The following is a 12,207-nucleotide window of genomic DNA, read 5'->3' on the forward strand; positions in this document are numbered from 1 at the left end:
AAGGAATATTAACAATAAAAAAACCACCGACTTTTAATCGGTGGTTTACACTATGTATTAAGGTTAGTTATTTCTTAGTACATGTTTTGTAATGCTGTAATGTCGTTACCATTAAACTCTCCGTCTTCGTTAGAGCTAAAGCACGCTAACATAACTGAAGTTGAATCGTATCCTGTTGGTGTACCAGATACATGGTTAGCTCCTACACCTGCAGTACCTTCATTGGTATTTTGTCCACAACTTTGACGGCTAAACCAATCAGTATGTCTAAACCCTACTGAGTGTCCAATCTCGTGTGTAATTACATGCTCTACAACATTCGTATCATAGTTATCTAAACCATATATTTGTACGAACTTGTAAGGTAAACCATTGCTTGGGAAACCTGCACTACCACCTGCTCCAGATTGAGTTGGGTTATGGTATACTACCATATCTTTGTTGCTGTAATTAGTTCCAAAACTTAATGTAAAGCTAATAGATACACCACTTAAACGGTTGTAATTGTCTACCGCCCATTGTAATGCTGTTCGCTCTTTAGTAGAAAGACCATATCCACCACCACCTGTGTATCCTACGATAGAAATATTTCTACCTTGAGATACTAAATTGTTAGTAGAGTATTGACGAGCAGATTGATTTTCATCTTTAGCTTTAGCCATAGCAAACAACTGATCTTCTGTCATTACAACATCCTCTTCTAAGAATAAACGTACTTCTGAAGTTCCATCAGGGAAATAAAAATTGTCATAACGAACATGATTTACATTTAGCTCCAATTTGGCTACTGCATCAACTACCTCTTGAGGTACTGGTTTAAGTCCTGGGTTATTGCTAGATTGCTCTATAACTTCCGACTCATTAATTTGTTCGTTTTCACTTGAACATGAGGTGAAGAAAACACCTACCGACAAGCCCATTATTAGGGCTAACTTTGTTTTTTTCATAATATGAAGGGTTTTTTAATTCGCTGTAAATCTACACTTTAGATTTATACACTTTAAATAAACTTAAAAAAAACGTTAAAAAATAGAATATTTAAACAGATAAATCATAAAATATTAAATACTTAACAATAAATAACAATTTCAAACAACTAACAAACAGACTACCAATTACTTATAAACAAAACTTCCTTTAACCATGATAGTTAAAGGAAGTTTACATAATTATTTATAGTTTTTACTACCTATATAATGGTGCTTTGCCCCATATGTATATTTTGGAAATTCATATCACTATCTTCTTGATTATAAATATAATCAGCTATAAAATCTCCTACTTTAGAAGTTGAAAATGGGTTTTCTGAGTTAATATCTTCTGTAGTAATACCCAGTTCTAATGATTTTTGAACAGCACTCTCTACTGTATCTGCCTCTGTATGTAATTCTAAATGCCTCAACAATAACGCAGATGATAGTATAGATGCCAATGGGTTAGCGATGTCTTTTCCTTTTGCTTGTGGAAAAGATCCGTGAATAGGTTCAAATAACGCATTTTCTTTTCCTACTGAAGCGGAAGCTAACAAACCTATAGAACCTCCTATAACACTTGCTTCATCAGAAAGAATGTCTCCAAAAAGGTTTTCGGTTAAAATAACATCAAAATCTTTTGGGTTTAAAATTAACTTCATCGCTGCATTATCAACAAATAAATAGTCTACTTCAACGTCAGGATATTGAGTTGCTAAATCTCCAACAGTTTTACGCCACAGCCTTGAGGTTTCTAATACATTGGCTTTATCTACCAACGTTAGTTTTTTACGTCTTTTTTGAGCTGCTTGAAAAGCTAAATGTGCCATTCGTTCTATTTCTTCTACAGTATAAGAACAACCATCAAAAGCATGCTTTCCATCATCACTCAGTTCTTTAATACCAAAATAGATTCCTCCTGTTAGCTCTCTATAAATAACAATATCTGTTCCTTCAATTCTATCTTTCTTTAAAGGTGACTTTTGAATTAACGTGTCATACGCTTTTACAGGGCGAACATTACAAAATAGTCCTAACTCTTTTCTTAAACGTAGTAATCCTTGCTCTGGACGTACTTTTGCTGTAGGATCATTATCATATTTTGGATCTCCAATGGCTCCAAATAAAATAGCATCACTCTTTTTACACAACTCAATGGTTTCATCAGGCAATGGATTTCCTTTTTTATCAATAGCACAGGCTCCCATTAATGTTTCTTTAAATAAGAATGTGTGATCAAACACATTACCAACAGCTCTAAGCACTTTTTTTGCTTGCTCTGTTACTTCTGGTCCTATTCCATCTCCTGGTATTACCGCTATATTGTACTTCATCTTTTTACTTTTTATATCATTGTTGCTTCAAAAGCTGTTATTGTATCTTTTTTACTGATTAAAAAATCTATATCGTCATAACCATTTATCATACATAGTTTTTTGTACGGGTTTATTTCAAAATCTACATTACCTATGGGGGTTTTTAGTTTTTGATTTTCTAAATCAACTATAATAGTTGTGTCTGGTAATTCAGTTACTTTTTTTAACAGTTTTGCTAAATATTCTTTGGGTACTTGTACTGGTAATATTCCGTTATTAAGCGCATTTCCTTTAAAAATATCTGCAAAAAAACTACTGATAACTACTTTAAATCCGTAGCCTGCTAATGCCCATGCAGCATGTTCCCTACTTGAGCCACATCCGAAATTATCTCCTGCTATTAAAATGCTTCCTGTATAATTTGTATTGTTTAAAACAAAGTCTTCATTTAAACTACCATTTTTATTGTAGCGCCAATCTCTAAACACATTGTCTCCAAATCCTTCTTTATTGGTTGATTTTAAAAATCGTGCGGGTATAATTTGATCGGTATCTATGTTCTCCGTCGGTAATGGTATGGCCGTATCTATTAGTTTAACAAATTTCTCCATTAGTTTAATTGTTTTGTAAAGTCAGTTATTTTTCCTTCTACTGCTGTTGCAGCAGCCATTAACGGACTTGCTAAAATGGTTCTTGCTCCTTGTCCTTGACGTCCTTCAAAGTTTCTATTTGAAGTTGATACACAGTATTCTCCTTCTGGTATTTTATCGTCATTCATTGCTAAACATGCTGAGCAACCTGGTTGTCGTAACTGAAATCCTGCTGCTTCAAAAACTTCTTGTAAACCTTCTCGTTTTATTTGTTTTGCTACTTGTTGTGATCCTGGTACTAACCACGCATTTACATTCGCTGCTTTCTGCTTTCCTTTTATATAGTTTGCTGCTACTCTAAAATCTTCTATCCTAGAGTTTGTACAACTTCCTATAAATACATAATTAACAGGTGTATTAATTAATGATGTTCCCTTTTTAAAGTTCATATACTGTAACGACTTTTCAAAGGAAGCATCATTAAATTGGGGAATGTTTTCTGAAATTTTTATACCCATTCCTGGGTTAGTTCCGTAAGTAAGCATTGGTTCTATGTCTTCTGCCTTAAAAGTGTATTCTTTATCAAATTTTGCACTTTTATCAGTCTTTAATGTTTTCCAATAAGCTACTTTGTTATCAAACTCGTCTCCTTTTGGTGCAAACTCACGTTCTTTAATATATTCAAAAGTGGTTTTATCAGGAGCAATCATACCTCCTCTTGCTCCCATTTCGATACTCATATTACACACGGTCATACGACCCTCCATAGACATTTCTTCAAATACATTTCCTGCATATTCACAAAAATAACCTGTACCTGAATTTGTTCCTAATTGCGCTATAATATATAAGATTACATCTTTGGGTAATACTCCATTTTTAAGTTTACCTTTTACAGTTACACGCATGCTCTTAGGTTTTTCTAACAATAAGCATTGACTTGCAAATACTTGTGCTACTTGACTTGTTCCTATACCAAAAGCAATAGTACCAAAAGCACCGTGCGTTGATGTATGACTATCTCCACAAACCATAGTCATTCCTGGTTGTGTTATCCCTAATTCGGGAGCCATTACATGTACAATTCCATTATATCGATGTCCTAAACCATATAGAGTAATATCGTTTTCTTTACAATTTTGTGTTAACTGCTCTAGTTGTTGCCTTGATAATTCATCTTTTATTGGTAAATGTTGATTTACGGTTGGTGTATTATGATCGGCTGTTGCTACTGTTTTGTCTGGTCGTGCAATTGGAATATTACGCTCTTTTAACTCGTTAAAAGCTTGCGGACTGGTTACTTCATGAATTAAGTGTTTGTCTATGTATAATATTTGTGGTCCGTCTTTTACAGTATCCACTACATGCGCATCCCATACTTTATCAAATAATGTCTTTCCCATTAAGCTATGGCTATTTTTGAAATTTTATTTACTTGTTTCATAATCTGATGAATATCTTCATCGATTACTTCTTTTTGTCTATCAGCAAACTGTAAGAACGTTTTATAAGCTGTATCTAACTGAATTTTGGTTAGCTCATATCCTATCTTTTTTGCGCGATATGCTAAGGCTGCTCTTCCGCTTCTTGCGGTTAATACGATAGCACTTTCTGTGACTCCTACATCTGCTGGATTGATAATTTCATACGTTTCTCGATTTTTAATCACCCCGTCTTGGTGAATTCCTGAGCTATGTGCAAAGGCATTTGCTCCTACAATGGCTTTGTTAGGTTGTACAGGCATTCCCATGCGTTCACGAACCATCATACTTGTATCGTATAGTAATTTGGTGTTAATATCTGTTTGAAGATTTAAATATGGATGCTGTTTTAAAATCATTACTACTTCTTCTAAAGCCGTATTTCCTGCACGCTCTCCTATTCCATTGACCGTACATTCTATTTGACGCGCACCATTAATAGCTCCTGCGATAGAATTTGCTGTGGCTAAGCCTAAATCGTTATGGCAATGGCATGAAATAATTACATTTTCAATACCTTTTACATTGTCTTTTAAATACTTGATTTTCGCTCCATATTCTTCAGGTAAACAATATCCTGTAGTATCAGGAATATTCAACACTGTTGCTCCTGATTTTATAACTTCTTCACAAACTTTGGCTAAAAAAGCGTTGTCGGTTCTACCTGCATCTTCTGCATAAAACTCTACATCGTCTACAAAGTTTTTTGCGTACGAAACAGCTTCTTTTGCTCGCCTAATTACTTCTTCTTTCGAAGCATTGAATTTATACTGAATATGTGAATCACTAGTACCAATACCCGTATGAATTCTAGGTTTGCTAGCTAATCTTAAAGCATCTGCTGCTACTTCAATATCTTTTTTAACGGCTCTTGTTAATCCGCAAACAGTAGCATTTTTAACTAATTTAGCTATTTCTTGTACCGAAATAAAGTCTCCTGGGCTTGATACTGGGAAGCCTGCTTCAATTACATCAACTCCTAAAAAATCGAGTCTTTCGGCAATAACTAGCTTTTGTTGGGTATCTAATTTACATCCTGGAACTTGCTCTCCGTCTCGTAATGTGGTATCGAAAATTTGAATTTTATCGCTTTGCATAAATCTAAATATGATTATCAAAATAAAAACCAAATGTATATATTGGCTTTTCTAGCAAGCTCTTTTTTAATGGGTTAGTTACGATATCAAAACGACAAAAAACAAAAATAAAATACTGAAAAACAAAAAGTTATGCGTAAACCAATTACATTCTCCAACCAACAAAATGACGCTTTGTTTGTTTTGATTAAGTCTTTATCGAAGTCAGAAAAACGTCAGTTTAATTTATATGTTGGTCGTTTAGGAGGTAATGTAGATGCTAAATTTTTTGCGCTTTTTAAATTACTTGAAAAACAAAAGAGTTATAACGAAAAGGCTATTATTGATAGCGGTGTGGTGAGTAAACAACAATTATCTAACCTAAAAGCTCATTTATACAAGCAAATACTAACTAGTCTTCGTATGAATCCTGCTCATAAAAACATTAGAATTCAAATACGTGAGCAGCTAGATTTTGCTACAGTTTTATATCAAAAAGGGTTGTACAAGCAAAGTTTAAAACTGCTTGACAAAGCAAAAAATATGGCGGTTGAAAATGAAGAAAAGAATGTTGCTTATGAAATTGTTGAGCTTGAAAAAGTCATTGAAAGTCAGTATATAACCCGAAGTATTGATACGCGTTCTGACGAATTAACTATTCAGGCAAAAGAGCTTAGCATGCAAAATGTTATCGCCAGTAAATTGTCAAACTTGTCGCTACAACTGTATGGAACATTGCTTAAAAATGGCTACGTAAAAAACGATGAAGAACTGCAACGAGTAAATACTTACTTTTATTCTAAACTTCCTGAATATACATATGAAGAATTGGGTTTTAGAGAAAAGTTATGGTTATACAAAGCACATTTGTGGCATAGCTTTTTAACTCAAGATTTTTTACAGAGTTATAAATATGCTAATAAATGGGTAGATTTATTTAAACATGATACTAAGAATATTTCTTTGCATCCTGTTTTTTATTTAAAAGGGAAAAACTACTTATTAGAGAGCTTATTTTTTATAAAGCATTATGATAAGTTTAAAGAAGAACTCTCAGCTTTTGAAGAAGAAATTGAAGAGAAAACTATTCCTCAAAATAGTAACACAGAAATCTTAACCTTTTTATACTATTATGCTAATAAATTACACCTACATTTCTTAGAAGGTAACTTTTCAGAAGGTGAATACCTAGTAGATATTATTAATGATAAAATAGATGAGTACAAAGACCGTTTAGATACGCATCATATTGTAGTTTTTTACTACAAAATAGCCTGCTTATACTTTGGTATGGGTAAAAACAAAGAGTGTATTTTATACCTGAATAAAATTATCAAATCTAAAAATATTGATGTGGCACAAGATTTACAGTGCTTTGCTAGAGTGTTATGTTTAATTGCTCACTATGAATGTGGGCTAGATTACGATTTAGAACGTCAATTTAAAGATACCTATCGTTTTTTACTAAAAATGGAAAACTTGCAAGAAGTACAAAAAGTATTTATCTCTTCTATTAAAGCATTAGGTGATGTGTATCCTCATCAAATAAAGAAAGAGTTTAAAAAGATATACGATCGTTTAAAAGTGTACGAAAACCATCCGTATGAAAAAAGAGCTTTTTTATATTTAGATATTCTCTCTTGGCTTGAAAGTAAAATTGAAAACAAGCCTGTAGCACAAATTATTCAAGAGAAGTTTGTGAGTGCTCAAAAGTGTTAATACACCATTTCGACCAGGGGGAGAAAGGTTCAGCAAAGCTAAATCTTAAACTAATAAGAAACTAAAGACTTTAAGGTTACTCATACTCCGTTTCACTCGGTCGAAATGACGATTCCTTAAACACTTTTTACTCTATCCACAAGTTTCCTTCTGAATACGTTTTAGCTTTACCGCTAATTAATATTCTATTCTTTTTATTTTGACACTTCAATATTCCTACTCTTTCAGAAACTTGTATTGCATCAAGATTATCTTTATTCAATCGAGAACTCCAAAATGGCACCAACGAACAATGAGAAGAACCAGTAACAGGATCTTCTAAAATAGAGGATTGTGGTGTAAAATATCTTGATACAAAATCGGAATTATCTCCTACAGCTGTAACTACTACCCCTCCTGGATCTAAATTTATTTGATCAAAGGTCTGTCTATCTACTTTTATATTTTTTATTTCCTCTTCAGAATCATATATTAATACATAATCTCTAGATTTTAAAACCTCTTTAGGTGCTATGTTTAAAGACTTCTGAATAATTTCAGGTAACTCAGAAGCAACAGGCATTCGAGAGGGTAAATCCATAGAATAGAAATCTTTTTCAATTGTAATAGTTAAATCACCACTCAGTGTTTCGAATACTATTTCGTTATGAGGATAGTTTAAAATTGAGTGTAAACAATGAGCTGTTGCAAGTGTTGCATGTCCACATAAATCCATTTCAATTTCTGGAGTAAACCACCTTAAATGTATTTTCTCTCCTTTATCAACAAAAAATGCTGTTTCTGCCACAGCGTTTTCTTTTGCTATTTTTAAAAGAACTTCATCAGGTAACCAATTTTGTAACGGAACAACACAAGCAGGATTCCCTCCAAAAACTTTATCTGTAAAAGCATCTATTTGGTATAATGGTAATTTCATCTTTTTCATTATTTAACACGTAAATATATTACTTTCAATTTTGTCACATAAAAGACATAACCACATCACAATAACAGTAAAAAAAATTCTTACTCTATTGAATGAGATTCATTCCTCTCTATCGTTCGGAATGACAAGAAGTCATTACGAGGAGGATACGACGAAGTAATCTGTTTGTCGACATACAGATTGCTTCACTCTGTTCGCAATGACAGTTAGTGATCTACTTCCTCTAAGAATTAAACCTTTGGCTATCGCCCTGCGATTAAAAAACTGCCTCTGCAATTTGTTGAATATTGGTTGATCTTCCCATTGAGTAATAATGCAAAATAGGTACTCCTTTTTGTTGCAACTCCTTACTTTGAGCAATACACCACTCCACTCCTACTTGTCGTACCTCAGCGTTACTCTTACAATTCACAACCTCTTTTACCAACGCATCAGGTAAATCTACCTTAAAACGGTGTGGAATTAAATTCAACTGTTTTTTGGTTGAAATAGGTTTTAAACCTGGAATAATTGGAACTGTTATACCTTCCTCTCTACATTTTTCTACAAACTCAAAATACTTTTGATTATCGAAAAACATTTGTGTTACCACATAGTTTGCTCCATTTTTTATCTTCTTCTTTAAAAAGTGAATATCAGAATCTAAACTTGGTGCTTCCATGTGCTTCTCAGGATATCCTGCTACACCAATACAAAAATCAGTTTTTGATGAGTTTTGCAAATCATCATCCAAATACCTTCCTTTATTTAAGTTTTCTATTTGTGTAACTAACTCACTTGCATACGCATGTCCATCATTTTCTGGTTTAAAATAAGTTTCGCTTTTTACTGCATCACCACGCAATGCAACTACATTATCTATTCCTAAAAAATCGAGGTCTATTAAAAAGTTTTCAGTGTCTTCTTTGGTAAACCCTCCACATAAAATATGCGGAATAGCATCTACTTGGTATTTATTTTGAATAGCCGCACAGATACCAACAGTACCTGGGCGTTTTTTTACAACCTGTTTTTTTAATAGTCCATCTCCTAACTCTTTATATACATATTCTTCGCGATGATAGGTTACGTCTATAAAAGGAGGATTAAACTCCATTAACGGATCAATATTTTTGAATATTGATTCTATTGTATCTCCCTTTAACGGTGGAAGTATTTCAAACGAAAACAATGATGTTCCGTTAGCTTTTTCTAAATGTTCTATTACCTTCATAAGTGTATCTTATAAAGGCGTATTTAACTATACTAATGAAGCTGCAATTAATGATATTGCTGCCATTACCAGTAGCTGTATTGCAAATCGAATCTCTAAATTATACTTTTTCATTTGTCTAATTTTATTGATTTTTTATATGGCAATATTACTACTGTTTTGTAGTTTTTAGTTTACCTAACTTAAAACTTATTGTTAATTAAATACGCTCTTTTGTTTGTTTATTTTTAAATTATTCTTAATTGTCTGATATGTTTGGGTGTAACCATTTTCTGGCTTTTTCTAAGGAAATGTTTTTCCGTTCTGCAAAATCTCTTACTTGGTCGTCTGTTATTTTACCTAACCCAAAATATTTAGCTTCTTCATTGGCAAAATAATATCCTGAAACGGCTGCTGCTGGCCACATGGCTAAACTTTCTGTTAAGCTAACCCCGATGTTTTCTTCAACTTGTAAAAGTTCCCAAATTGTTTCTTTTTCTAAATGATCTGGACATGCAGGATATCCAGGAGCAGGACGAATTCCTTTATAATCTTCTTTTATTAATTCATCATTCGTTAAATTTTCTTCGGAAGCATAACCCCAGTGTTTTGTTCTTACTCTGTGATGCAAGTATTCAGCAAAAGCTTCAGCAAAACGATCGGCAAGGGCTTGTGCCATAATTGCATTGTAATCGTCGTGATTTTCTTTGTATTGTAGCGCTAATTCATCAGCACCAAAAATGGCTGTACAGAAAGCCCCTATATAATCCGATCTATCTGTTTCCTTAGGCGCAATAAAATCAGCCAAGGCAAAACTTGGTTTACCTTCACGCTTTTTTAATTGCTGACGTAAGGTTCTAAATATAGCAACTTCTTTTCCTTTCTTTTGAACTGAAATATCATCATCGTTAATAGAATTCGCTTCAAACAAACCAAAAATAGCTTTGGGCTTTAATGCTTGTTTTTCTATAATTTGTCGCAACATCTTTTGAGCATCTGCAAACAAATTGGTTGCCTCTACCCCTACTACTTCATCTTCTAAAATATCAGGAAACTTTCCGTGTAAATCCCACGAGCGGAAAAACGGACTCCAATCAAAATACGGTACCAAATCTTTTAAACTTACTTGTTCTAGTTTTTGTATTCCTAGTTCTCTAGGTTTGCTAATATTGGTAGTATCCCAATCTATTTTAAATTTTCGCTCTCTTGCCTCTTCAATAGATATATAGTGCTTTTGTTTTCCTCGTTTTAAGAACTTATCACGAAATTCTTCGTAATCTTTTTTCAACTTAGCCACATATTCATTAGAGGTTTCTTGGTTTAATAAATCTCCTACAACAGTTACAGCTCTTGAAGCGTCATTTACATGTACTACTGCATTTTTATACTGTGTGTCTATTTTTACAGCAGTATGTGCTTTTGAGGTTGTTGCTCCTCCTATCAGCAAAGGAATTTCAAGGTTTTGACGTTCCATTTCTTTAGCCAAGTATACCATTTCATCCAGCGAAGGAGTTATCAATCCGCTTAAACCAATCGCATCTACGTTCTCCTTTTTAGCGGTTTCTATGATTTTTTCTGGTGGAACCATCACACCTAAATCTACAATTTCATAGTTGTTACAACCTAACACTACAGATACGATGTTTTTACCAATATCATGTACATCTCCTTTTACCGTTGCCATTAATATTTTTCCAATGGCTTTCTGTTCTTCGCTTTTTTCAGCTTCAATAAACGGATTCAAATACGCTACTGCTTTCTTCATTACTCGGGCAGATTTTACTACTTGTGGTAAAAACATTTTCCCTGCACCAAACAAGTCTCCTACTACATTCATCCCCGTCATTAAGTGCCCTTCAATTACGTGTAATGGTTTTGCTACACTTAAACGTGCTTCTTCTGCATCTTCTTCAATAAAAGCATCTATTCCTTTTACTAAAGAGTGTGTTATACGGTCTTGTAACGGTAAACTTCTCCATTCTAAAATCTGCTCACTGCTTTCTTTTTTAGTTCCTTTTACAGTTTCCGCAAACTCTAATAAGCGTTCAGTAGCATCGTCTCTTCTATCTAAAACAACATCTTCAATATGTTCTAATAAATCCTTTGGAATATCATCGTAGACTTCTAACATTGTCGGATTCACAATTCCCATATTCATACCTGCTTTAATAGCATAGTATAGAAATACCGAGTGCATAGCTTCACGTACCACATTATTTCCTCTAAAAGAAAACGATACATTACTTACTCCACCGCTTACACTTACATGTGGTAAGTTTTCACGTACCCATCTGGTAGCCTCAATAAAATCCAACGCATTTTTTCGGTGCTCTTCCATACCTGTAGCTACAGGAAAAATATTTAAATCGAAAATGATATCTTCTGGCGGAAAACCGACAATGTCGGTTAATATGTTGTACGAACGCTCTGCAATTTCAATTCTTCTTTCGTAGGTATCGGCTTGTCCTACTTCATCAAAAGCCATGATAATTACTGCGGCTCCATATCGTTTAATCTGCGTAGCTTCCCAAATAAACTTTTCTTCTCCTTCTTTTAAAGAAATGGAATTTACAACCGATTTACCTTGTACTACCTGTAATCCAGCTTCTATAATTTCCCATTTAGAGCTGTCAATCATAATAGGAACTCTGGCAATATCAGGTTCTGATGCTATTAAGTTTAAGAAACGTACCATCGCTTCTTTCCCTTCAATTAAACCATCATCCATATTAATATCGATGATTTGCGCTCCTCCATCTACTTGATGACGTGCAATCGCTAAGGCTTCATCAAACTTTTCTTCTTTAATTAATCGAAGAAATTTACGCGATCCTGCTACGTTTGTACGCTCACCTACATTGATAAAATTACTTTCGGGTGTAATAATTAACGGTTCTAAACCAGATAACTTCATATATCGTCTTTCCTCAATCATCT

The 12,207-nt window shown here is 33.7% G+C and carries 9 protein-coding genes; 1 reads left to right on the forward strand and 8 read right to left on the reverse strand.

The window, feature by feature from the left end; all coding sequences use genetic code 11:
- Positions 1 to 74 precede the first annotated feature (74 nt).
- The 5 genes from C8N26_RS08195 to C8N26_RS08215 form a co-directional block, all read right to left on the reverse strand.
- On the reverse strand, positions 75 to 947 hold the full coding sequence (locus C8N26_RS08195; RefSeq protein ID WP_120186866.1) for a M57 family metalloprotease: 873 nt from the start codon (positions 945 to 947) through the stop codon (positions 75 to 77).
- Between the two features lie 242 nt (positions 948 to 1,189).
- A complete protein-coding gene (leuB, locus tag C8N26_RS08200; RefSeq protein ID WP_120186867.1) occupies positions 1,190 to 2,305 on the reverse strand; it encodes a 3-isopropylmalate dehydrogenase in 1,116 nt (371 codons plus the stop codon).
- Positions 2,306 to 2,316: 11 nt separating this feature from the next.
- A complete protein-coding gene (leuD, locus tag C8N26_RS08205) occupies positions 2,317 to 2,898 on the reverse strand; it encodes a 3-isopropylmalate dehydratase small subunit (protein WP_099216198.1) in 582 nt (193 codons plus the stop codon).
- The gene (gene leuC / locus C8N26_RS08210; protein WP_099216199.1) at positions 2,898 to 4,280 is read right to left on the reverse strand and encodes a 3-isopropylmalate dehydratase large subunit; all 1,383 of its coding nucleotides are present in this window, start codon (positions 4,278 to 4,280) and stop codon (positions 2,898 to 2,900) included. The genes leuD and leuC overlap by 1 nt, the downstream gene beginning before the upstream one ends.
- Complete coding sequence (locus C8N26_RS08215) at positions 4,280 to 5,455, reverse strand: 2-isopropylmalate synthase (protein ID WP_099216200.1); 1,176 nt, start codon at positions 5,453 to 5,455, stop codon at positions 4,280 to 4,282. Before C8N26_RS08215 ends, leuC begins: the two co-directional genes overlap by 1 nt.
- 132 nt (positions 5,456 to 5,587) lie before the next feature.
- Between C8N26_RS08215 and C8N26_RS08220 the strand changes: the two genes are divergently transcribed.
- Positions 5,588 to 7,153 carry a hypothetical protein gene (locus C8N26_RS08220; protein ID WP_120186868.1) on the forward strand — a complete coding sequence of 522 codons (1,566 nt, stop codon included), beginning with the start codon at positions 5,588 to 5,590 and terminating at the stop codon, positions 7,151 to 7,153.
- Positions 7,154 to 7,280: 127 nt separating this feature from the next.
- On the opposite strand, the gene C8N26_RS08225 is transcribed toward C8N26_RS08220, so the two are convergent.
- The 3 genes from C8N26_RS08225 to metH all read right to left on the reverse strand — a co-directional run bounded on the left by C8N26_RS08225 (position 7,281) and on the right by metH (position 12,205).
- Complete coding sequence (locus C8N26_RS08225) at positions 7,281 to 8,069, reverse strand: PhzF family phenazine biosynthesis protein (RefSeq protein WP_120186869.1); 789 nt, start codon at positions 8,067 to 8,069, stop codon at positions 7,281 to 7,283.
- Between the two features lie 265 nt (positions 8,070 to 8,334).
- Positions 8,335 to 9,291: a methylenetetrahydrofolate reductase [NAD(P)H] gene (gene metF, locus C8N26_RS08230; RefSeq protein ID WP_028891826.1), complete on the reverse strand. Its 957-nt coding sequence runs from the start codon at positions 9,289 to 9,291 to the stop codon at positions 8,335 to 8,337.
- A gap of 238 nt (positions 9,292 to 9,529) precedes the next feature.
- Complete coding sequence (gene metH, locus C8N26_RS08235) at positions 9,530 to 12,205, reverse strand: methionine synthase (protein ID WP_120186870.1); 2,676 nt, start codon at positions 12,203 to 12,205, stop codon at positions 9,530 to 9,532.
- Between the last annotated feature and the right edge of the window lie 2 nt (positions 12,206 to 12,207).

It is taken from the genome of Tenacibaculum lutimaris (genome assembly GCF_003610735.1).
Taxonomy (GTDB): domain Bacteria; phylum Bacteroidota; class Bacteroidia; order Flavobacteriales; family Flavobacteriaceae; genus Polaribacter; species Polaribacter lutimaris.

Excerpts from the sequence above, each read along its gene's own strand:
- C8N26_RS08195 (WP_120186866.1), bottom strand. The coding sequence starts at position 947 with ATGAAAAAAACAAAGTTAGCCCTAATAATGGGCTTGTCGGTAGGTGTT.
- C8N26_RS08225 (WP_120186869.1), bottom strand. The coding sequence starts at position 8,069 with ATGAAATTACCATTATACCAAATAGATGCTTTTACAGATAAAGTTTTT.
- metF (WP_028891826.1), bottom strand. The coding sequence starts at position 9,291 with ATGAAGGTAATAGAACATTTAGAAAAAGCTAACGGAACATCATTGTTT.
- C8N26_RS08220 (WP_120186868.1), top strand. The coding sequence starts at position 5,588 with ATGCGTAAACCAATTACATTCTCCAACCAACAAAATGACGCTTTGTTT.
- C8N26_RS08215 (WP_099216200.1), bottom strand. The coding sequence starts at position 5,455 with ATGCAAAGCGATAAAATTCAAATTTTCGATACCACATTACGAGACGGA.
- leuC (WP_099216199.1), bottom strand. The coding sequence starts at position 4,280 with ATGGGAAAGACATTATTTGATAAAGTATGGGATGCGCATGTAGTGGAT.
- leuD (WP_099216198.1), bottom strand. The coding sequence starts at position 2,898 with ATGGAGAAATTTGTTAAACTAATAGATACGGCCATACCATTACCGACG.
- leuB (WP_120186867.1), bottom strand. The coding sequence starts at position 2,305 with ATGAAGTACAATATAGCGGTAATACCAGGAGATGGAATAGGACCAGAA.
- metH (WP_120186870.1), bottom strand. The coding sequence starts at position 12,205 with ATGATTGAGGAAAGACGATATATGAAGTTATCTGGTTTAGAACCGTTA.